We start from the raw sequence: 21072 nt of genomic DNA, 5'->3' as shown, positions 1-21072 counted from the left end.
TCGGTCACTGTCCGATAAACACCAACACTTGATAGGCTGCGCACGCATGAGGAAGCCCCAGCTGGCAGGCATCTACTGCCGCCTCTCCTTCGCCCCTGACGGCAGCATCGAGAAGGTCGCACGGCAGGAGCAGGACTGCCGAGAACTGGCCGTCCGGCTTGACTGGCCCGTCTCCGACCAGCACGTCTATGTCGACAATTCGAAGTCGGCCTGGCAGCGCGACCGGAAGCGCCCCGCCTGGGACGCCATGCTCGCCGCCGTCGACGCGGGCGAGATCGACAGCGTCATCGTCTACCACGGCGACCGCCTCATCCGGCAGCCCTGGGACCTGGAGAAGCTCATCGGCATCGCCGACAGCAAGGGAATCCGCATCGCCTCCCCCTCCGGAACACGCAATCTGGATAGCCCCGATGACCGTTTCGTCCTCCGGATCGAAGCCGCGCAGGCGTGCCGGGAATCGGACAACCTCTCCCGCCGGATCCGCCGCAAGATCAAAGCCAACGCCGAGGTCGGACTGGCCCAGGTAGGCGGGCGTAGGCCGTTCGGCTACGGCGCGCCCACAGGGCAGACTCAGACTCACACGGACCCGGTCACCGGGGAGACGCGCGAGGTCCCGGTGTACGACCGAATGAAGGTCGTCCCGGCGGAGGCCGCAGCCCTTCGCGAAGCCGCTCAGCGCCTCCTTGCCGGGCAGAGCATCAATGGCGTCTGCAAGTGGATGAACACCCAGATGACGACAACGGAGGGCGGAAAGTGGAACTCGAAGAACCTCAAGATCCTCCTTCTTTCGCCACGAGTCGCAGGCCTGGTGGAGCACGACGGCGCCCTCTACCCGGCGCAGTGGGCGCCGATCATCGACCGTGAGGCGTGGACGGATCTGGCCGCCCACTTCGACCACCTGCGCACGCTGTACCCCTACCAGGGGCGGCGCCGTACACACCTTCAGACGGGCATCGCCGAGTGCTCCGGGTGCAGCGGGAAGCTCCGCGCAAAGCCCACGGGCGGCCGGAACCGGAAAACGTCGCGGATCTACTACTGCGCGGCCCCCGAGTGTCCCGTGAAGGTCGGACGGAACGTCGACCATCTTGACGCCTACGTCTCCGGGGCCGTGCTGTCGCTGCTGAACGACGACGGGTTCCGTGCCGAGCTGCATGCCGTCGGCGGCCAGGAGCAGCTGGGAGCGGAGGTCGCGGCGTTGGAGCGGCGGAAGGAAGAGACTCGCCGCCAGCTCGCCCGGCTGGCCGATGATGAGGGTCTGGACCCTGCCGTCCTTGCGCTGAGCCTGTCGTCGTACGACAGGCGGATCTCAGAGATCCGGGCGCAGATGGGTCTCTCGGCACGGCGGCGGCTGCTGATGCAGATGGCCGGGGTGGGTCGGGATGCATGGGAGGCGGAGCCCGTCGACATCAGGGCGGCCACCGTCGAAGCGCTCTTTCGGGTGATCGTTCACCCGACCAAACTTCGCGGCCCCGGGTTCGATCCGACTGCGGTGGAACTGCGGCGGAAGCGTCTCGACTGAAGTTGACGTGCACCACGGAGTCGGGGTGTGGGCGGCCTTCGTCAGGCGCGAACTCGGCAAGGTCATGCCGGGTGGATGTGGTTGCGGCCTGGATAGCCCTGAGCCAGCGGCGCCGGATGGCTGGATCTGGCTGGTCGAGTGCGGCATTGAGCGCGAGATCGAGCGCGTCGAGCCTGGTTAGTAGGTCGGCCAGAGTAGTGGTGCGCGTCACAGATCCTCCCCGTTCGAATCCGTTCGATGCTCGCATATGCCAGTACGGCCCGTGAAGAGATCGTCATGGTGTGTGACTTTTGACCTTGCTTGAGTCTCCTTGATCAGCGGATTTACGGTCAACCGTAAAGACAAAACGATCATGCCCGGCCAGCGTGGTCAAAATGCACCACCCGCCAATGCCACCCGAGCGCGTCCTTGCCAGACGCCGGGCCATCGGCGACCGCGCGCGCATCGCTCGCCTCCACGCGGGCCTCACTCAGGAAGCCGTCGCGCTCCGGGCAGGCATCCGCATCGCTACCTACAGCGAGATCGAGCAAGGACACCGCGCCGCCCTCATCGACACCCTGATCCGGATCGCCGACGCGATCGGCGTCTCGCTTGCCGACCTCGTCCGCGACGACGCGCCCGAGGGGTAGGGCCCCGGCCCGTGACGGGGGGCACAGGCCGGGGCCGTCCAGTCCCGGCCGCAGGGCCGCCGTACGCCTGCGACCGGGGGCTCATATCCGGCGGCGCCCGGACCGCGACCGGGCTGGAACCGGGGGCGGGGTCACCGGCGGCGGGGTGGCCGGCCGGGCGGGCATGCACCGCTCGCACAGGTACATCACCGCGTGCGCGCCGGACATCGACTCCACGTCGATCCGCCGATCGTCCGTCCCCGGGACGGGCTCGGCGCACCGCTGGCACTGCTGGGCCCCTGTGCTAGCCACGGGTCATCGCCTCCATCTCGGCCACCGTGCGGCCGATCGCGGCGGCCAGCGCGCCCGCGTCCCGGGTTGCGGTGGCGATCCCGGGCGCGTGGGTGGGGCAGCCGTAGAGGGGCCGCTCGGGGCCGCTGCTCCGGGGCACGGCCGTGACGGGGACGGTGCCGCGGGTGGTGCGGCAGACGTGGCAGGCCCGGTCCAGGTCGGGCACGGGGCCGGTCATCGGGAGGCTCGCAGGGCGGCGGTGATCCGGGCGATCGTCGCCTCGACCATCGGCGTAACGGGCACGGTGACGATCGGCCCGGGCGGTGTGACCCGCCCCGGGCGGTCCGGGCACACGGCACTCCGGCAGCGGCACGGCCGCCACGCCGACTCCGGCGCCGCCGCAGGCGCCGGATCCAGGCCCACCGGGGCGGGCAGGGCACACTGACGGTGCACCTCGGTACGATCTCTCATGTCGACTCCTGCTTAGTCGTCCATCCCCCGGGCCCTGCCAGGCCGCGGGGATCACATTTGAGGGCGCCACCCTACAGTGCCCTATATACCCATGTGCAGCACTACATGTGTCCTCGCAGGTCAGTGGGCTCATACCGTCGCTGGTATGGCTGACGACGACATGCCGGTGATCGATCCCGCAGGGCCGCGACTCGTATACGTGGTGGTCGCAGACCACATCCAGGGACAGATCGAGTCCGGGAAGCTGCCCCCTGGTTCCCGGCTGATGGGCGAGCTGGAGATGGCTGCCGCGTACGGGATCGCCCGGATGACCGTCGCGCGGGCGGTACGCGAGCTACGGGACCGCGGCCTGGTCATCACGGTGCGGGGCAAGGGCACCTTCGTCGCCGAGCCCGATCAGTCGTAGCCCACCGGCTCCGGCTCCGGCTCGACGTCGGGCGCCTCGACCCCGGCGATGCCCGGCGGCCGGCCCTCGACCACGTCCGACCGCACCAGCATCGTCACCGCAGCCAGCCCCGCGAGGACGGCGGCCGACAGTGCGGCGCCGACCGCCGCACCGTCCCCCGTCACAGCCTGCTCCCGGCCGTCGTGACGTACCGGACCAGGTCATCAGCACCCCCGGCCAGCAGGATCAGCGTCGCCACCGGATCACCCTCGCCATCCGGGAGGGTCGCGATCTGGCGGGCGTGCCGGATCGTCCCGAGGATGACCTCGCGATGCCGCGCCACCGACAGGCCCTCGCCGTATCGCTCTGCCGGGTCGGCGAGGGCGGTGATGTACTCCCGCAGGCGGCCTCGAAGCGAGTCGACGAAAGGGCCTTCGCACTGGCCGGTGTGAGCGATCGCCCGCGCGAGGCTGGCGTCCGCCGTCACCTCCGCCAGTCGTACGGGCAGTGCCTCCCGGCTGCGGAGATAGGCCAGCACCGGGGAGTAGATCCCCTGGGGGATGTAGCGGGGGATCGCGTCGTGCGGGACCCATGCCGCCCGGTCGACCTCGCGCGGGGAGGCGGCGTACGGCTCGCCGGACAGGTAGTCGCAGGCCACGTAGACGAGCGGGCAGCCGGTGTCGGGGTGGGTGCGGGTGCCGATCACGGGCGGCCGGTCGACCGAGGCCGCGACGGAGACCCCGGTCTCCTCCAGGGTCTCCCGTACGGCCCCGGCCTCGGGCGGTTCGCCGTCGAGCAGCACCCCGCCGGGGAACTGCCAGGCCAGCGGGCCTTCGGGGACCCGGCGGCGGACGAGGAGCACCCACTGATCACGGGACACGACGGCAAGGGCGACGGTCGCTAAGCGCGTCTGGTGCGTCATGCTCCTAGGCTGGCGAACGGCAAGGGCCCGAACTTTCACCGTTGGTGAAAATCCGGGCCCGGAGAGTAATCGAACGTCAGTCTACGGCTTCACCCCCTGCCACCGCGCGAACGACGTCACGGCCTCCCCCGGATACCGCGACGTCCGCAGGATCTGAGCCACCGTGTCCCGAGCCTCCGGCGCATACCGAACCGCCTGCGGCGCAGCATGCCGCGCGACCTGGAGCGTCTCGACCGCGCGGTCCGGCTGACCGGCCCACAGATGCGCCGACGCCACCGACATCCAGTACCGGGCCACCCGCGACGGCGGCCAGTCCTCCGGCAGCCGAACGTCCCGCGCGGCAGCCACCGCCCGCGACGGATCGTCCGACTCGGCCCACAGTTTGATCTCGTGCGAGGTGACGTTCGTAGGGCCCCAGCCCATCCAGTACGCGCGCGGCTGCTCGCCCGTCCGGGCGGCCACCGACCTGGCCTCGCCGATCAGCTCCGTCGCGTCGTCCCGGCGCCCCGCCCGCGCGGACAGCAGCGCCGCCCCGAGCATCAGCTGCCCGCGTACGGCGAGCGTCAGCGGGGTGTCGCCCACGGCGTCGATGATCGCCCGCCCGGCCGCGTACATCCGCAGGCCGGAGGCGTAGTCGCCCTGCTTCAGGTGGATAAGCGACCGCTGATACTGCCTCATGGCGCGTAGTGGCGCCTCGGCGTCCCCGGCCCGGGCCGCCGCCCACTCGCACCGGTCCATCGCCGTCCGCGACACCGCGAGATATCCGAATCGGCCGCCGATGTCGTAGACCGCGCGGTACGCCTGCGCCAGCAGATCCCACAGCAGCGGATCCCCGCTGGCCAGCGCCGCCGCCCGCACCTCCTCGATCAGCCCGGGCACCCGCTCGGCAAGCAGGCTGAAAGCACCGGCATCGTGAAGATCGCCGAGGTGCTCGACCTCCGCCGTCAGCTCCCCGACCGGGCGCGGAATCAGACCGTCCTGCGGGTCGAGGTCGTACAGATCCATCACGTGCACGATGGGCTGGATGAGGTAGCTGATGCGCTCCTCCAGCAGCTCGTCCCGGTACGGCTGCCCGTACAACTCGCCGACCTCCATGCCCAGCGCCCGGGCGCACGCCGCGACGAACGCAGGCGTGGTCCTCTTGCTCCCGGTAGCGACCTTCGTGTACAGGCTGTACGAGACCCCGGCCTGATGGGCGAACGCCCTCTGGGTCAGGTGCCGCATTTTCCTGTTGGCCTCGATCCTCTGGATCGTGCCAACGGCTCGCTCGTTCGGCATACTTGGAGCTCCGTCCGTGTAGGTGGCCCTACTGGGACGGTAACGCCGCACTCGAAGCGGCGGTAGCACGATGCGCGCGGGGCCGCCCTCCCGATCACCCGGAAGGGCGGCCCCGTAGCATGTCCCGGCCAGCGGGCGGGCGGGTTTCCGTATACGCCCCGTACGGGCCCCCGGGCCCTGCCACCCTGGCACTCCCCAACCGGAGGAGGAGGCCCTATGCGCTGCCACCTTGGCACCGTCCGAGGCGACGAGAACGAAGGCAACAGCCCCGGCGACCCGGGCAACCCCGTACCCGCCCCCGAGGACGACCCCACCACCCCCTCGGAGTAGCCATGGCCCAGCACCCTGCGTACGAGGCGATGAAAACGCAGGCCGAGGAAGACCGGCGGGACCCCGCCTTCCGGCGCCGCTGCGACCGGGACGGGCAGGACATGATGCGGATCATGCCCGGCCTCTACGTGTGTCCCACCTGCTCCGCAGCCGACCAGCGGGCAACCCGCACGGCTGACCTGTGACAACCCCCGGCCCGTCGGACGGTCTACGCCTGGCGGGCCGGGGCGCCACAGCCACCCTGACGTAGGATTCCGGCCGTGGCTGATATCGAACTCACGGACGAACTGATCGAGCTGGAGACCCGCGCCTGGACGGAGATCCGCGAGCAGCGGCTCACCGTGGCCACCGCCACCGCCGTACAAGCCGCCATCACCACACACGCCGCCAGCGCCGGGATCAGCCGGTACGAGCTGGAGATGGCGCTGAAGGCCCGGGTGCGGCACGCGGCCGAGGCGAGCGGGGCGTAGCGCGACCGCTCACCGTCGGCGGTCGGCACGTCCAGCAGCGCGGCCCCGGCGGCGCGCCGCGTAGATCTTGCCGCGGGTCTCCTCAGGGATAGCCACTCTCGGGGGTCAAGGGTAGCTATGCCCGGCAATGTGGCACATAGCGGGCGGGCATGCGGGGCCGTGTCCGGAAGGCGCCGAGGATCGGCCGGAAGGCGCCGAGCGCTCGTACTGATGGGGCCATTGGGGCTGGTGTCACTCGCGCCTGGGCCGGGACGATTATGTGGCAGATCCCGGACAGCCCCCGGAATCCCCGGCGATCAAGGCGGGCGGCCCGTACCGTCGGCGGTATGCATCACGGCCCGTACATCCACGCCTGCACCCTCGCCCTCCAGTCCGCCGGGATCCCCGCCAGCATCGCCGCCGTCGAGCAGGACCCCCTCTACGGCGAGCTGTACGCCACCCTCGACCTCGACCCCGACTGGATCAGCAGCACCTTCGGCGGCCTGTCCGGCGAGGAGCCGGACGCCGTCTACGCCCTGCTGTGGACCGAGTGCATCGGCTGGAATCTCGGCGTGGCCGACCCCGCCGAGCCGCACCCGTCCCGCATCCGGCCCCGGCTCCCCCTCACCCGCCAGGGCGCACCCGAGGCCGCACCCACACCCGACGACCTGGCGTCCGAGGCCCACCGGTGGCTCACCCGGCCGAGGTCCGTCCTCTCCGGCAAGCTGCTGCTCTTCGGCCAGCCTGGCGACCGGCAGCTCGCCAAGACCCTGGCCACCTACACGTAGTCCTCGTACACCTCGGTCCACCGCTCCTGCCACCCCGGCCGCCCGGACTCGCGCTCCGCATCGGCCAGCACCAGCAGCACCCGGCCCATCGTCCGCGCCTCCGCCACCTTCACCGGAGACGGATCCGCCGCCGCCCGCCCGGCCGCCTGCGCGTACAGCTCCACCAGCAGCATCCGCGCCGCCAGATCCGGCCCCTCCCGGCGCGTGCCGAGCGTACCCAGGTACCAGTCCGCTATCTCCGCCAGCGCCGTCGTGTCGTCGTAGGTCGTCATGCGCCCAGGATGGTGGCCGCGCGCCGGGCCGTGTGCACTCCCGGTGCACAGCAGGCGTGACGCGGGCCACACGTCGACCGTACGGTCAGCGGTGCCCGCTCGACGGCAGCACCTGCCGGTGGACATCCCGGTGCACCAGCTCCGCCCGATAGTCGCCCGCCCCCGTGAGTGATGCAGGTCACGTCGTGCGCCTTGTCGTTTCGGGACCCTGCCGCGGCCGATAAGGGAAGGGATCACCGCGAAGGAGACCGATGTCTGCCCAGACAAGCCACCATGAACCCGCGCCATCGCCCCTGCGTCTGCCGTTCTGGCGGGGTAACGGGGTGGCCCGGAAGAACATTTTGATCATCGCCGACGGCCGGTACACCTCTACCGGGAAATGGGACTCCCCCAACCTGATCCAGGGCGAGGGGCCGATGGACCTGCGGCAGACTTTTCTGTGCATCGAACTCGACGGATCGGTCTCCCACTGCCCCCTGACGGAGATCGAGGAGGACCTCCAGGTATCCCAGCCCATCCGCCGGGACGAGGTCAGGCCCGAGACCATGCTGATGGCCCAGGCCGTCAAGGCCCGCCGGGCGCTGCGGAAGGGGGACCTCGCCATCGTGGAGGCGTTCACGGCGGAGCTGGGCGGCCGGCGGGGAACGGGCTGGCCCGAGGCCGTTTCCACAGCCCTCGCGGGCCCCTGGTCGGACCCTCTGCGGCTCCACGGGCGACTGCCGCTCACAGCCTGGGACGATCTCGTCGCGGACGCCAGGCGGATCTACCGGCAGATGCTGCCACTGTGGAAGCGGCGTACCAGCGGTGCGCGCCTCCTGCTCCTGGACACCCCCCTCGGTGACGGTGCCAGCCTGTACGACCTGATCCGCCAGCACCCCAGCAGGCCGAGCTTTTACACCGACTCGTGGACCGATTCCCGGATCGACGCCGTCCTCCAGGTCCTCCGGCCGCAGGAGCGCACCGTGGTCCTGGCGTGGGCCATGCCCGGGATCCAGACCTGGGCCGACGCGGCATGGGTCACCGGAGCCCAGGAAGCCGACGCCGCCGGTGAACGGGTCCGCCGGAAGGTCCGGCGGATCGTAAGGAACCAGTCATGGCGCGCCCCGGAATGACGAAGCCGCCCCCGCCCCAGGCTCGGGGAGGGGGCGCCGGGGCAGCGGCCATCAGAGGTCGTCGTGGTCCGGGGTCGCCTCGGCGATAGCCTCCAAGACCTCTTCAGCCTTGCCCTGGAGGGTCGGCAGGTAGTCCGCGATGGTGTCTGCGTCGGGGGTGTCGCCGAGTTCGTCGGTCACCTCGTGCTGGCGGGCGATGATCCTGGAGTGGTGGACGTGGGCCCCGGCCCACACGCTGATTGCCGGGGTCGCGCCTTCGTCGTCGATGTAGAGCACGGCCTCTCGCCCGGCCGGAGAGCCGAGCAGAGTGCGGATGTCGGCGGCGGTGATCTGCATAGGGGTACTGCTCCTGTTCCTGACTGCGAAGGGGTGGGGTGAGTAGTCTGGGGGTCGGGCCCGGAGTTGTCGTAAGCATCTCCGGGCCCTTCGCGCGTTCTAGCCCCGGGCCCGCTTCCGGGCCTGGTGGTTCGCGGCCATCAGGGCCGAGTGCGCTGCCACGCAGAGGTCGCAGCGGCAGAGGTAGTTCGTGTAGGTGCTGGCCTTGCCGTGTCCGGCCCGGTCGGCTGCCGCAGGATCCGCCGCGCGCTGCGCCCTCCATACTCGGTTCTGCGCGGTGTGGGCGGCCCGGCACAGGCCGCAGCGGCAGCCCTGGGCGTAGCGCCGGTGGTCACCGTGGTCGTGTGTACCACGGGGCCGCCCGGCGGAGGAGCCGGGCTGGATCTCTCCGGCGTCGATGGCCGCCTGGCGGTGCTTGCGGTAGGCGCGTCGGGCTCTGGGGCACACGGGGATCCGGTTCTCCTTGTGCCAGCGGTGGCCGTCTATGCCGTGCGGGCAGGGGCAGTCCGGGTCGGTGGCGGGCTTGGGTTCCCGCTGTCCGGTGGGGACGTCGTCGAAGGCGTGGGCGATGATCAGGGCTCGTTCCTCAGCCCTGGGGGGTATGAGTGTCACGGGTTCCTCGCGTGTCGGGTTCGGCCGGCGTCCGGGCAGATGTCACCGGAGGCGGCGGGAGGGAGCACGGGCGGGACGGCGATACCGTTGTCCCGCCCGCGCTGGTGGTGCAGCCCCGCACGGGCGGGGAGTGCGACGGTTCGAAGCAGCCGACGCAACGTGATCGTGGACCATCCCCGCGTGCACGGGGAGTATGGCGACACTGACAGCCCTCATGGACCAACCCCGCAAGGCGCGCGGGGAGGACGGCAATGTAGTAGGTCCCCAAGGAGCAACCCCGCAAGGTACGCGGGGATCACGGCAACACTTGCAGCCCCCAAGGAGCAACCCCGCGCAGGCGAGGAACAAGATCAGACCCGGGCCGCAGCCACGCACGGCTATGGGTCATCCCTGCCGAGGCAGGGAACAATGTCAACTTCCGGACGGCGTCGAGAGTCCCCATGGACCAACCCCGCCCGAGCGGGGAGTTGGCTACCGGAAGCAACGCGTGAAGCGTAGCAAACGACGCCGCCGGCAGGGAGAGTTACAGTCCTTCTCCCCGATCGCGGTCCAGATCGGTTCGCGCCCCGGCGCCCGGCCGGGCAGCAGCGGCAGTACGGAACTCGGCGGCGTCGTAGTAGGCCATCGGTCGGCCGTTGGGGCCGGGGAGGTAGGCCACTGGTTTCAGGCCCATGCGCGGTAGGGCCTTGCGGACGCTGCCGGGTGCGATGCCGAGGGCGGCGGCGATCTCGTCGCGGCTGATGAGGTCCGGGGTTTCGGTCACCGGGGATTCAGTCCTGGTGGGCCATGACGGCGGCGATGGCGTCGCGGATCGTCTGCTCGGTGTCGTCGCTGACGATGAGCCAGTGGCGGATGTCGAGGTCGTTGGGGTTGCTGACGAGGCGACCGGGGTGGACGGGCTGGCGGTCGAGGATGACGTTGGGGTCGTCCTGGACGAGGCCATTGAGCATGGCGTGGATGAGTTCGTGGGCCTGGGTGCGGTCGATGTCGTACTGGGTGGTGATGTCGTTGAGGAGGTCGTAGTTGCCGAAGGTGCGGCCGGGGTCGTTGTCGTAGATCTCGGGCATCGGGGGCTCCTCGTCTTGGTGGTGTTCTCTCCCTGACAACACCAACCTTGCCACACATGTGGCAGGGCTGCAAGGGGGGACCCGCGAAAGCCTTTGGCCCTCCCGCACGCGACCGGTCAGTGCTAACGTCGGCCACCAGTCCCGCCCCTGCGGGGATGCTCCACAGTTCAGGTGAGACCGGTCGAACCGGATCCCGCACTCCCCGCCCCTGCGGGGATTCAGAGCGGCAACGGCCCCCTCCAAGGAGGGGGCCAACCCCGCACAAGCAGGGACCACTTGCTACACCCAAGCGGACTAGGGTCACCCCCGCGGCGCGGGGAACCTCCCGGCCCAATCGCGCCGGAAGCGCCACCAGCCGCCCGGCGGCGCCCACGCAACCTACCCCGCCACCGCGCACAACCCGACCCGGACCGGACCGGGTTCACCCTCCCGGCCCCCCGCCCCGCCACGCCGAAACGCCCCGTCTGATGCCCTCGCTACATCATGATCAGACCCGCGCCGGTTGTGACACCGAACCGAAAGAAGGCCCCCGGCCGCCCCCGCGAAGGGGGCGGCCGGGGGTTGTTGGTCATCCGTCCAGGTGCAGGTACTCCCGGGCCGCGTCCGGCACCGGCTGCGGCGGCGCCGGGGGTTCGAGCCCCGACTTCCGGATGTAGCTCGTCAGGGACCGCACCCAGTCGATCAGGTACCCGATCGTGTCCCGCTGATCGGCCGCCCGCGTCTCCAGCGACGCGATCCGCTCGTCCTGACGGGCGATGTCCCGGGCCATCCGCTCCGTCACCGCGGTGAAGTCGTCCCGGCGCTCCTGCTGGCGGGTACGGCGGGCGGCCCGCGCCGCGACGACACCACCCCCCGTCCCCACCAGCGCCAGCACCGCCTGGATCCACGTCTCGATGGTCATCGTGCCTCGTGCTTTCTCGTGCCCGGTGGCTCAGGCCACCCCGCTACCACCGCACACCCCACCCCCAGAGCAGCCCAGATCGCCGCGGCGATCCAGCCCCGCGGATACTCCCCACCCACCCACGCCAGCGCGGGCGACAGCGCCCACGGCACCACCATCACGGTGAGCGCCGCGAACCCCGGCCAATCCGCCCCGCCCGGCTTCCACGCCGCGACCACCGCCACCGCCCCGGCGACGATCCAGCACCACGCCCACACATTCATCGGCGCCAGCGCCAGCACATGCCGCAGACCGCGGGTATCCGGCACCGGCTGCACCAGCAGCCCCGTCCCGTACAGAACCCACACCGCGCCGAAACACCCGAGGAACGCGCCCCGGCGGCCCAACCTCCGCCGGGCCCGGGCCAGCACCGTCACACCCCCTGCGGCGGCAGCGGCACCTGCCGGTCCCGGACCTCCTCCGTCACCCCCGGGCCCTGCGACGCGGTGCCGGACGCGGCCACCGCCGTCAGCACCGCCAGCACCGCAGCCAGAGCACCCACCCCGGCAGCCTGCCCCCAGTCGACATCCAGGATCCCCAACTGGTCCGCGGACACCGCGCCGAGCGTGCCCTGCGCGAAAGTCCGCACCGCGCGTTCGCCCGTCGCGCGCCAGAAAGCCATCGTGAACATACGTTTCTCCATTCGTTGTTGCAGGTCAGAAGGTCAGGCGGTCACGGTGAAGCCGCGCACCGCGCCCAGCTTCCGGAGACTCACGGCCCCCGGGATGCCGTCCGCGTCCGCGCCCCGGTAGCCGAGACGGCGCTGCCAGGCCGCGTACGCCTTCCGCGTCGCGCTCCCGTAGTGGCCGTCGACCAGGCGGCGGTCCAGCAGCCCCTCGGCCGCCAGCGCTGCCTCGACCACCCGCGCCCCGGCGTAGCTGACGGGCGTCCCCGCCCTGGCCGGATCCCGACGGGCAGCCGCTACGAGCAGGGACAGGTCGACCGACGGCCGAGGCTTCGGCTTCGCGGCCGGGGGCTTGGGCGCGGGCGGCTTCCCGCCGGGCCGCAGCGCCCCCTGCTTCACCCACCCGTAAAGCGCATCCCCAGGACAGGCCGTCGCGTACCCGTCGCGGTGGCCCCGCACCCGGGCGCCGGCCCCGTTCGCGCGGAGCAGGTCGATACCATCGCGCAGCGCGTGGAGCAGGGCGTCCGTCGGGGCGGTCAGCCCCTTGGTCCCGATGAGGGCGACGACGGCATAGTCCGCGCGGTTGAGCGACTGGGTGCCGTTGGCGCCGGTGCGGCGCCGCAGCCCACGGCCCTCCAGCAGATAGCCGTGGACGCAGGCCGCGTAGTTGTACGCCACATCCGAGTAGTTCTCGGCCTTGTTCGCGAGGTGGGCCTTGCGGATCTTCTTCCACTCCGCCACGCACAGGGAGTGGTCGTCGGCCAGCCGGGCGGACACCGGGGCTCCCAGCCAGTGAATCTTCACGCCTCCGGCGGTCGGCTGCGACGGCGCTGCCGAGGCGGGCCAGCCCAGGTCGGCGCGGGTGATGAGCTGCATGGGCCCTCCCGGGCATGCGAAGAGCCCCGGCCAGTGCGGCGCGGGGCTCGGTGGATCGGGGTGGTTCAGGAGATGGCGAGCGCGGACCAGCGGACCTTGGCGTCGCGGACTCCGAGATGGGGGTACATGTTGCCCCGGTAGGTGTTGTTGGTGATCGTGAGGGTGTTCGGGGCGACGATGTCCGGCCGGGACACGATGATCTGCGTGGCCGTGACCTGGATTCGGAGTTTGCGGGTGGTGCCGGTCGTGATCGCCGCCGTGGCGAGGGTGCCGATGTTGGTGACGACGCCGCCGGTGACCCGGTACACGTCGATGATGCCGCTCTGCCTCATCAGCACGTTGTAGCCGTCGGTGATCTGTGAGCCCGTCGGGTAGTCGTCATATTCCTTGTCGCCGACGCCGAGCATGATCTGCATGCTGGCCGTGGCCGCGTCGACGGCGTCCATGACGAAATCGGTGTTCAGGGTGAAGGTGCTGGGGAGCGGGCCGAGATATCCCTGAAGCACCGAGACGTAGCCGTTGTTGGAGTCGAGGGCGGTGCCCGAGGTGTCGAGGCCGTACCAGCTCGGGGACTGGAAGAAGCCCCGGTATCCCGCAGCGTCGACGATGCCCGGCATGCCGTGGAAGAAGGTCCCGTTCGTGAAGAGGTCCGCCGCCCGCATAGCGGAGGTGGAGCGGACGTACCAGGGGTCGTCGGAGATGACGGCCCACACGGATCCGTCCGTCGGCAGCGCCGCGAAGTGGCTGCGCCGGTTGACGGTGTAGACCATGACGCGGAGCCCGGCCGCTGCGGCGGCCTGGATCGTCGCGTTGCTCGCCTGCGCGTAGTCGACGCCGAGGTACGTCGTTCCGGCGGCGATGAGCCCGGCGTACGTCTGCCCGGCCAGGACGCCGTCGGCGTCGAGGAGGAGGCTCGGGATCCCGGCCGTACGGGCGGCGGCGAGTTCGGTCTCGTTCCAGGCCATGATGAGGACGGACTGGTCCATCTCCTGCCGCTGGATCTCCTGCACGGCGAGTGCCCCGGATCCGGCGTTGCCGCAGTGGACGATGATCGGGATCGTGTTCCCGGTCTCGGCCAGCACGTCGGCGAAGAGGGGGATCCGCAGGTCGCTGGGCCAGGTGTTCGCGAACCAGCTCCCGGCGTCGATCCGGCCCCGGAGGGCTGTGGGGATCGTCATCGACGCGCTGTTGCCGGTGAGGTTGCTGGTGCGGTCGACGGTGCCGTCGTGCATCACGAACAGGCCGCCGTCGATGGTCTTGAACACGTCGATCTCGACCGCGTCGGCGGCCAACGCCGATGACATGCGGATGGCCTCGATCGTGTTCTCCGGAGCCAGCAGCGCCGCGCCTCGATGCGCGACCCACCTCGGCCCCGGCAGGGCATCGAGGCTGGACCACGGGGCGACCGTCCCTGAGGTCAGCCGGGCCCACGACGTGTCCGTCGCTGTCGCGCCTCGCACGAGGCTGTCCCCCGGCTGGCCGCCCGGCGGCACGGGGAGGTAGGAGGCGGACAGGTCGGGGAGTTGGGCCTGGGGCACAGTCCCGGCCCCGTCCAGCCCAGCGACTCCGCCCGGGGATCCGACCGCCGAGGCGAGGACCCCGTACTGCTCGACCTGCTGGCGGGCGATCCGGTCCGGCTCGGTCGGGGCGATCGCCCACCGGGTGCCGTCGCCGCCGTCCCACCACAGGGTGGCCGTCACCGCGTCGGGGCCCTGGAAAAGGACCCTTCCGCGGCTGTCGGTCGTCACGGTGCCGCCGGTGCTCACTCCGGCCAGGTCGACCAGGTCCGTGACCTGGGAGCCGCCCGTCAGAGTGGTCCACACCGTGCCCGGGCGGCCGGTGATCGCGTTGCCCGCGGCGTCGGTGACGACGGCGCCGCCGTCCTGCCCGTACTGGTAACGCATAAAGAAGAGGTCCTCTCAGGCAAGGGGGAAGCGGACGCCGTTCAAGCTGAGCCATCCGACGTCGGGGCCGGTGTAGAAGAGGTCCCGGGCGGCCGTGACGTAGATCCGGGCCGTAGCGAAAGTCGTCCACTGGGTGGCGATGGGGTAGTCGCCGCTGATGGGAGTGCCGATGCTGCTCGGCACGCTGCCGATGACGCTGCCGGTGGTGATATTCGTGCCCGCCGTGGACCGCTGGACCCCGCCCCGCATGACGGCAAAGGAGCTGCCGTCGCGGGTGACCTGGGGGATGGTGTCGTAGGTGGCGTAGGCGGAGCCGAGGAGGATAGCGGTCCATGTCAGGTCGGTCCAGATCGTCCGCCAGGTGGTTGCGGTCCGGATAGTCAAGGCGCCCGGGTTGGCGAGCCAGGCGACCATCCCGGACACGGGGGCGGTGACGGCGGCGTCGCGCTCGGCCGCGTCCGCGAACCGCATCGTGACGCGGGTCGACGCCCAGACGGCAAGGGCCATCATGTCGGCGGGGACACTGTCGGCGTCGGTGGGCGCGGGATACGGTGCCGCGCCGATCGGTGTGGTGGGCATACGCGCCTCCTACTAGGGTCCTGAGCTGCTGAAACGATTGATCACGACATAGCCGCCACTCACCCGGACCACGAACACGACGTGCCCGACGGCCCGGTCGGCGTAGCCCTCCAGGCAGGCCGCCGTGACGACCGAACCGGCTATCTCGATGTCGACCGTGCCGTCCAGGTTGATCGCGGCGACCGTCGCCGACCCGCCCGTCGGATTCGACTCCGGGCCCCGGATCGCGTCGATCAGGCTCACGTCTCGTCCCCCTTGGTCGATCGGGTGTCGCAGGACATCGCCCCGGATGACGACAACTGGATGCGGTCGATGATGTGGAGCTGCGGCTCTTCGCCTTCCGGGATCACCCTGACGACGTCGCCGGGTTCCAGCGCCGCGTTCGGCACGGACGTGAACGACAGGCCCTCGGCCAAGCCGAGGGAGTTCGCGAGAAGGGACCGGCCGGCGGTGTCGGCCTGGCCGACGGTGCGGATGAGCGGGGAGGAGTAGTGCCGTACCCGGCGGCCGAAAGGACCGCTCACCCTGGTTGGGCTGGCGGTCGCCCGGTCCTCCACGATCACGGGCCCGACCGGGGTGGACCCGGTGCCCGGGTCGCCCGTGACCACGACGACGTTGTATACGCCTGCGGCGGAGGTGGATGCGGCGGCCGTCACGAGCACGCCGCCCGGCCCGGCGTCGACTGTCCACACCGGCGGGTCGGCCAGGGTGGGGACGGGGCTGATGACGAACGCGCCGCGTCCGTCGGCCCAGACCTCGACCCCGATCGCGCGGGCCAGGGACCCGTCGGTGCCGTCGATGGCCTCCCACCGCTCCCTGTCCCACGTCGTACGGGGGATCCGGGCGTCCCGGGTGGTGCGCCGTACGACCGCGACTCCGGGGACCGACTCCTGCAGCAGCTTGGTGATGGTGTCGAGGGCGCCGTTCCCGGCGGCCTCCGTACGCGGCCGGGTGAACCGATCGTCGGCGACGGCCTTTTCGCGGCCGTATCCCTGGATCGCGATCCCGCCGTCGGGGCGCTGGGTGTCCTCGGCGTCGATCCGGAACCGGCCCTGCGGGATCAATTCGGCGCTGCCGTCGAGGTAATCGAGGCCGACGTCGAGCTGCACATAAGCGCCCTGCACGGTGATGCCGGACAGGCCGCGTACGGTCTCCGGCGCCAGGACGGCCTGCACGGTCCGCCGGGTCTGGCTGGACCGGTCGGATGTCACCGACCAGGACAGCAGCCGGGCATCGAACGGCGCGGCAGCCGGGGGGTATACGGTGGCGCGGGCGGCCGGCCGGGCAGCGCCCCGCAGCGCCGCGTCCCACCGGGCGGACACCGGCCACATCTCAGGCCCCCACCGTGACGTCCCGGTACGTCTGCCCGGTCGCGGTCCGGTCCGCGTAGGTGGGCCACGGGACCGCGCTGTCCGCGTACGAGCGCCCCGGGATCCGGACCGGCGCTCCGATCGTCGTCGGCCGGTCGACCGAGGTGAGCGCCACGTCGAACCGCCGGTACGGATCGGCCGCGTCACCGGGCATCGTCTCGGTAACCTTGCCCGGGACCCAGTAGGCATCGGGGCGGCCGTAGACGATCCGCGTCTGCACCAGAACGGTCGTGCCGGAGGTCAGCAGCTCCAGCAGCGCCGCCCGCTCGACCAGGGTCGATGTCTCGATCGTCATGCTGGACGCAGGGAGGGCCCAGACGTCCACCCGCATCACTGGGGAGGACGAGCCGAGAACGTCGTATTTTTGCTGGCGCTCGGCATACTCCAGCGCGGGCCAGGCGGTGACCAGCACGCGCATGGACAGCGCCGGGTCGGCGATGCTCTTGATCCACACGTCCAGTAGCGGCTCCGGCTCCGGGACCGCGACCGCCGCCCCGGCCGACCGGGCGCCGACCGTGCCGGTGGACGAGATCGGATAGGCGTGCCAGACGGTCGCACCGCCGAGGGGCGCCTCGTGGTCGTATGCCACCGCCACCCCGCCGGGGGCCCACGCCGTGTCCCCGCCACGGACCGGGACTTCTGCCCCGTCGGCGCCGATACGGACGAACCGCACCCGCTCCGGCCGGGGCGTTGCCGCCGTGTAGTCGGCGATCAGGTAGACCCCCGCGTGAGGGTCGTCCCGCCGGACGGTCAGCACCCCGTCCGGCGACACGACCTCCACCGGCGGCGTGGGCGTGGGGACGCTCGGATCGATCACGATCGACACTAGGACCTCCGTCCTGCTGTGGCCTGCATGACCAGCTCCGACTGCTCTTCGCGGACGACACCGCGCACCATGCCCAGAAGCTGCCCGCCTTCCAGATACAGGGGCCCGGTGAGGGTGATCTCCCTCGGGAGCTGGCCGCCCCCGGTAGTGGCCGAGGGGCCCGTGATGGGGCTGCTGGCCGCCTGGGTGATGCGCAGGGACTCCTCGTGGGGGAAGACCGTGGCCGGGGCGCCGAAGCGCACCAGCTCCGGGCCGTCCTCCCCGGTGACGCCCCACTGACCGGCCTTCAGCGAACCGCCGTTGGAGTACCCCATCAGCGGCTCGGGGTTGATGGTCCGGCCGCCGCGGCGCGCTTCCAGATGGAGGTGCGGGCCGGTGCTGTTGCCGGTGGACCCGACGGCGCCGATCCGCATCCCCGCCAGTACCCGCTGCCCGGCCGTCACGCCGACCTGCGACAGATGCGCGTAGAGGCTGGAGAGGCCGCCGTGGTTGATGGTGATGTGGTTGCCGTACGGGCCGGAGCCCGACACCTTCTGGACGATGCCGCCCGCGACCGAGCGGACGGCCGTGCCGGTCGCGGCGGGGAAGTCGGTCCCGGTGTGGTAGCCGCTGGACCACATTCCGCCCTTGACGCCGTACCGCGTGCCGATCGCAGCCGACACCGGCCGGGCCCACGACCCGCCTCCGCCACCGCCACCGGAGAAGACCGACTTCGCGGCGTTGACGATCTTGTCCTTCAGCCCGCCGATCATCTTCCCCGGGAACCGCGCCAGGGCCTGCGCCCAGCCCGACGAACCGATCTGCGCCACCCGGTCCCGGATGAAGGCCGTGGCCTTCTCCCACATCTTCCCCGGGTCGGCCAGGAAGTCGACGCCGGACATGACGGCGCCGCCGACCTTCTTCGCCTTGTCGGTCAGCCAGTCGACGCCGTCGCCGATGATGCCGCCCTTGGCCATGAGCTGGGTGCCCGCGGCCTCCCACAGCGACAGTGCCCGGCCCCGGTACTTCGGATCCGTCGGGATCACGAACTCGGGGTGCCGCGGGTTGCCTTCGCCGACGATCGCCGTCGGCCGGTTGACCTTCATCGGCGCCGCCGGGCCCCAGCCGTCACCGACCGTGCCGCCCGCCGCCAGCAACTTGGGCGCGGCCGGGAGCTTCCCCAGCCCGACGAAGGACGCCACCTTGTCCCAGGTGGCCTTGATGCCCTTCGTGTACACCCACTCGATGATGAAATTCACGGGCTTCTTCGCAATCCCGGACACCTGGTTCCAGGCCGCTCCGATCGCGTCCTTCGCCAGGCCGAAGGCCGACCCGACGAGGCCGATCCCCTTCTTGATCAGTTCGAACTGCGGCTTCAACGAGTTGTTCCACAGCCAGCGGCCGAGGGACGCGATGCCGTCGAACGCGGGCTTGATGCCGCTGTTCCACAGCCACGTTGCCGCCGAGCCGATGCTCTTGAGCCCGGCGACGAACAGCCCGAACTGAGGCTTGATCCCGTTGGCCCACAACCAGATCGCCTTCCCGACGATCCACTCGAACACCGGCTTGATCGCCCCGGTCCACAGCCAGACGGCCGCCGACCCGACGAGCTTGAAATGGGCAATGGTGTTGTCGATCAACGGCTTGAGGCCGTTGGCCCACAGCCACTTCGCCGCGCCGCCGATCCAGTCGAACACCGGCTTGATCGCCCCGGTCCACATTAGCTGTGCCTGTGACGCGAGGACCTGGAAGCCGATGACGATCGGGGTGAGTACCAGGGTCAGGAGGATGGCGACCAGGACTTTCCCGGCCGTGGCGATGAACGAGAAGACGGGGCTGAGGACGTTCTGCCACAGCCAGACGGCCGCCGAGCCGACCGCCCGCAGCGCCGTCATCAGCGCCTCGAGCCCGGGCTTCAGTGCGGCCGTCCACACAGCGTCCCAGCCGACCTTGATCCCGGACCATGCCGCCTGCACGATGTTCCGGAACGTCTCGCTCTCGTTGTAGGCGACGACGATCAGCGTCACCAGCGCCGCGATCCCCGTGATGACCAGGCCGACCGGGTTCGCCGACATGACGGCGTTGAGGAGGCCCTGTACGACGGCGTAGCCGCGGGTCACCGCTGCCGCCGCGAGGAGCACACCCCGGTAGACCGAGAACACCGCGGTGACCGCGCCGATCGCGATCGCACTGGCGTTCATGGTGATCGTCAGCCCGGCAACCGCCACACCCACCGGCAGTAGCCACGCCCCGTAGTCCCGCAGCCAGCGCACCCCGGCCGCGAACGCCGACCCGACCGCGACGACGGCGGGGACCAGCGTGGCGCCCAGCACGCCGCCGACCGTGGTGATCGGTGGCATCAGGACGGTGGTGAACACCGCCGCCCACGCCATGACGACCGGGATGACCTGCCCGCCGATGAAGTCGACGAGCCCTTGCTTGATCGTGCGGGTGAAGACTTTGATCTCGTGCGACGGCCCGGAGCGAAGCGTTTCGCCGAGCTTCCGGGCCGCGCCGTCGACGCTGCCGAACGCGGCCGCCGCCGTCGACGGGTCGAGCTTGAACAGGGCGGCGCCGAGGTCTTCTGCCTGGGTGCCGAACAGGCCGACGGCAGCGGCGTTCTGCTTGACCGGGTCCTTGATCGCGCGGAGCTTGTCGAGGACGAGTTGCAGCCCGGACGCGGCGCCCGACCCACCCCGGGAGATCTGCAGAGACATCTTCTCGGCGTTCAGCCCGAGGAGCTTGTACGCGTCGACCGACGTGGTGGACATGTCGATCGCCCGGATCGAGAACTCTTTGAAGGCGTCCGCGATGATGTCGGTGTCGCGGGCACCGCCCTGCAGTCCCTGCTGGAACAGGCCGAGCGAGGTCTGGGCATCAAGGCCGAGCTTCCGCAGCTGGACGGAGTACTCCTGGAAGGTCTCCAGCAGATCCTCCGCGTTGGGGCCCAGCTTCTGGAACCCGGCCGCGATGATGTCGAGCGCGGCCTCGGCGTCCGGTGCGAGCTTGTTCTTCAGCATCGCCGCGACGGCCTGGCCCTGGAAGTTCATGTCGGTGCCGAACGTCGTCGCGACGTCCGTCATCCGGGTACCGATCAGCTCCAGCTGCTTCAGCGTCGCCCCCGGCGGGACGAGCCCGCCGCGCACGATCTCCCGTACCGCCTCGGCGCCCTGCTCGAAGTTCTCGGTGATGCCCTTCGTGAACAGGACACCGACCGCTTCGCCCTGCCGGGCGGCGTCCGCGCCGGTCGACCCGAGCTGGGCCTTTAGGACCTTCGTGACGTGCTGCTGCTCCAGCGCCTGGCCGAACGCGTCGGAGAACTGGCCGCCCAGCCGGGACGCGATCTCCGCGACGCCGATGGCCGCAAGCGCGCCCTTGAACGTGTCGCCGAACCCGCCGCCCGCCGACTCGCCAGCCTGCTCGCCCGCGTCTTCGGCCGGGCCGACGAGCTGACGGCGCAGCTCGTCACCGATACCCCGGACCGAGGGAATGATCTGCAGCGTCGCGTACCCGACGTTCGCCACGGGCACCCC

General features: G+C 70.8%; 26 protein-coding genes. 7 read left to right on the top strand and 19 right to left on the bottom strand.

The annotated features are described in order from the left end of the window. The first annotated feature begins 46 nt into the window (after nt 1-46). The gene (locus ABZ714_RS30880) at nt 47-1519 is read left to right on the top strand and encodes a recombinase family protein (RefSeq protein WP_358828648.1); all 1473 of its coding nucleotides are present in this window, start codon (nt 47-49) and stop codon (nt 1517-1519) included. Between the two features lie 389 nt (nt 1520-1908). Further along, nucleotides 1909-2148: a helix-turn-helix transcriptional regulator gene (locus ABZ714_RS30875; RefSeq protein ID WP_358828647.1), complete on the top strand. Its 240-nt coding sequence runs from the start codon at nt 1909-1911 to the stop codon at nt 2146-2148. A 283-nt stretch (nt 2149-2431) separates the two neighbouring features. Here ABZ714_RS30875 and ABZ714_RS30870 read toward each other — a convergent pair whose 3' ends face one another. Beyond that, nucleotides 2432-2656, bottom strand: coding sequence for a hypothetical protein (locus ABZ714_RS30870; protein WP_358828646.1), 225 nt, complete (start codon nt 2654-2656; stop codon nt 2432-2434). 378 nt (nt 2657-3034) lie between these two features. Here ABZ714_RS30870 and ABZ714_RS30865 point away from each other — a divergent pair, with 378 nt between their 5' ends. After that, nucleotides 3035-3295, top strand: a complete 261-nt coding sequence (locus ABZ714_RS30865; RefSeq protein WP_358828645.1) for a GntR family transcriptional regulator — start codon at nt 3035-3037, stop codon at nt 3293-3295. Here ABZ714_RS30865 and ABZ714_RS30860 read toward each other — a convergent pair. From ABZ714_RS30860 to ABZ714_RS30850, 3 genes are all read right to left on the bottom strand, one after another. Then, complete coding sequence (locus tag ABZ714_RS30860; protein ID WP_358828644.1) at nt 3286-3459, bottom strand: hypothetical protein; 174 nt, start codon at nt 3457-3459, stop codon at nt 3286-3288. The two genes, ABZ714_RS30865 and ABZ714_RS30860, sit on opposite strands and share 10 nt — an antisense overlap. After that, nucleotides 3456-4196: an NUDIX hydrolase gene (locus ABZ714_RS30855; protein WP_358828643.1), complete on the bottom strand. Its 741-nt coding sequence runs from the start codon at nt 4194-4196 to the stop codon at nt 3456-3458. Before ABZ714_RS30855 ends, ABZ714_RS30860 begins: the two co-directional genes overlap by 4 nt. 81 nt (nt 4197-4277) lie before the next feature. After that, nucleotides 4278-5474 carry a helix-turn-helix transcriptional regulator gene (locus ABZ714_RS30850; protein ID WP_358828642.1) on the bottom strand — a complete coding sequence of 399 codons (1197 nt, stop codon included), beginning with the start codon at nt 5472-5474 and terminating at the stop codon, nt 4278-4280. Nucleotides 5475-5806: 332 nt separating this feature from the next. On the opposite strand from ABZ714_RS30850, the gene ABZ714_RS30845 reads away from it, so the two are divergent. The 3 genes from ABZ714_RS30845 (at nt 5807) to ABZ714_RS30835 (ending at nt 7041) form a co-directional block, all read left to right on the top strand. Next, complete coding sequence (locus tag ABZ714_RS30845) at nt 5807-5989, top strand: hypothetical protein (protein ID WP_352308852.1); 183 nt, start codon at nt 5807-5809, stop codon at nt 5987-5989. A 75-nt stretch (nt 5990-6064) separates the two neighbouring features. Next, nucleotides 6065-6274 carry a hypothetical protein gene (locus tag ABZ714_RS30840; protein ID WP_358828641.1) on the top strand — a complete coding sequence of 70 codons (210 nt, stop codon included), beginning with the start codon at nt 6065-6067 and terminating at the stop codon, nt 6272-6274. 326 nt (nt 6275-6600) lie between these two features. Then, the gene (locus ABZ714_RS30835; protein WP_358828640.1) at nt 6601-7041 is read left to right on the top strand and encodes a hypothetical protein; all 441 of its coding nucleotides are present in this window, start codon (nt 6601-6603) and stop codon (nt 7039-7041) included. Here the strand turns inward: ABZ714_RS30835 and ABZ714_RS30830 are convergent. Next, nucleotides 7032-7313: a hypothetical protein gene (locus ABZ714_RS30830; RefSeq protein WP_358828639.1), complete on the bottom strand. Its 282-nt coding sequence runs from the start codon at nt 7311-7313 to the stop codon at nt 7032-7034. The two genes, ABZ714_RS30835 and ABZ714_RS30830, sit on opposite strands and share 10 nt — an antisense overlap. A 251-nt stretch (nt 7314-7564) precedes the next feature. On the opposite strand from ABZ714_RS30830, the gene ABZ714_RS30825 reads away from it, so the two are divergent. Then, nucleotides 7565-8425, top strand: coding sequence for a hypothetical protein (locus ABZ714_RS30825; protein ID WP_352308849.1), 861 nt, complete (start codon nt 7565-7567; stop codon nt 8423-8425). A 51-nt stretch (nt 8426-8476) separates the two neighbouring features. Here the strand turns inward: ABZ714_RS30825 and ABZ714_RS30820 are convergent, their stop codons facing one another. The 14 genes from ABZ714_RS30820 to ABZ714_RS30755 all read right to left on the bottom strand — a co-directional run bounded on the left by ABZ714_RS30820 (nt 8477) and on the right by ABZ714_RS30755 (nt 21063). Further along, complete coding sequence (locus ABZ714_RS30820) at nt 8477-8761, bottom strand: hypothetical protein (protein WP_352308848.1); 285 nt, start codon at nt 8759-8761, stop codon at nt 8477-8479. A 99-nt stretch (nt 8762-8860) separates the two neighbouring features. Further along, the gene (locus ABZ714_RS30815) at nt 8861-9373 is read right to left on the bottom strand and encodes a hypothetical protein (protein WP_352308847.1); all 513 of its coding nucleotides are present in this window, start codon (nt 9371-9373) and stop codon (nt 8861-8863) included. 523 nt (nt 9374-9896) lie between these two features. Then, nucleotides 9897-10136 (bottom strand): hypothetical protein, encoded by a 240-nt coding sequence (locus ABZ714_RS30810; protein WP_358828638.1) that lies wholly within the window; start codon nt 10134-10136, stop codon nt 9897-9899. A gap of 7 nt (nt 10137-10143) precedes the next feature. After that, nucleotides 10144-10440 (bottom strand): hypothetical protein, encoded by a 297-nt coding sequence (locus tag ABZ714_RS30805; RefSeq protein WP_358828637.1) that lies wholly within the window; start codon nt 10438-10440, stop codon nt 10144-10146. 568 nt (nt 10441-11008) lie between these two features. Continuing rightward, entirely contained in the window at nt 11009-11341 is a 333-nt protein-coding gene (locus ABZ714_RS30800; protein ID WP_352308861.1) for a hypothetical protein, read from the bottom strand. After that, on the bottom strand, nt 11338-11757 hold the full coding sequence (locus tag ABZ714_RS30795) for a hypothetical protein (RefSeq protein ID WP_358828636.1): 420 nt from the start codon (nt 11755-11757) through the stop codon (nt 11338-11340). Before ABZ714_RS30795 ends, ABZ714_RS30800 begins: the two co-directional genes overlap by 4 nt. Further along, the gene (locus ABZ714_RS30790; RefSeq protein WP_352308859.1) at nt 11754-12011 is read right to left on the bottom strand and encodes a holin; all 258 of its coding nucleotides are present in this window, start codon (nt 12009-12011) and stop codon (nt 11754-11756) included. Before ABZ714_RS30790 ends, ABZ714_RS30795 begins: the two co-directional genes overlap by 4 nt. A gap of 33 nt (nt 12012-12044) precedes the next feature. After that, nucleotides 12045-12881 carry an N-acetylmuramoyl-L-alanine amidase gene (locus ABZ714_RS30785; protein WP_358828635.1) on the bottom strand — a complete coding sequence of 279 codons (837 nt, stop codon included), beginning with the start codon at nt 12879-12881 and terminating at the stop codon, nt 12045-12047. 65 nt (nt 12882-12946) lie between these two features. Then, complete coding sequence (locus tag ABZ714_RS30780) at nt 12947-14785, bottom strand: glycerophosphodiester phosphodiesterase family protein (RefSeq protein ID WP_352308836.1); 1839 nt, start codon at nt 14783-14785, stop codon at nt 12947-12949. Nucleotides 14786-14800: 15 nt separating this feature from the next. Then, complete coding sequence (locus tag ABZ714_RS30775) at nt 14801-15364, bottom strand: hypothetical protein (protein ID WP_352308837.1); 564 nt, start codon at nt 15362-15364, stop codon at nt 14801-14803. 12 nt (nt 15365-15376) lie between these two features. Further along, the gene (locus ABZ714_RS30770; protein WP_352308838.1) at nt 15377-15607 is read right to left on the bottom strand and encodes a hypothetical protein; all 231 of its coding nucleotides are present in this window, start codon (nt 15605-15607) and stop codon (nt 15377-15379) included. After that, nucleotides 15604-16686, bottom strand: coding sequence for a DUF5047 domain-containing protein (locus tag ABZ714_RS30765; protein WP_358828634.1), 1083 nt, complete (start codon nt 16684-16686; stop codon nt 15604-15606). Before ABZ714_RS30765 ends, ABZ714_RS30770 begins: the two co-directional genes overlap by 4 nt. Nucleotides 16687-16696: 10 nt before the next feature. Then, the gene (locus tag ABZ714_RS30760) at nt 16697-17560 is read right to left on the bottom strand and encodes a hypothetical protein (RefSeq protein WP_358828633.1); all 864 of its coding nucleotides are present in this window, start codon (nt 17558-17560) and stop codon (nt 16697-16699) included. Then, nucleotides 17560-21063, bottom strand: coding sequence for a peptidoglycan DD-metalloendopeptidase family protein (locus ABZ714_RS30755; protein ID WP_358828632.1), 3504 nt, complete (start codon nt 21061-21063; stop codon nt 17560-17562). The genes ABZ714_RS30760 and ABZ714_RS30755 overlap by 1 nt, the downstream gene beginning before the upstream one ends. Nucleotides 21064-21072 lie beyond the last annotated feature (9 nt).

This window comes from Streptomyces sp. NPDC006798 (assembly GCF_040635975.1).
In the GTDB taxonomy this organism is placed as follows: domain Bacteria; phylum Actinomycetota; class Actinomycetes; order Streptomycetales; family Streptomycetaceae; genus Streptomyces.
Note: the sequence above shows the minus strand (reverse complement) of the source record. Positions and strands in the feature narration are given on the sequence as shown.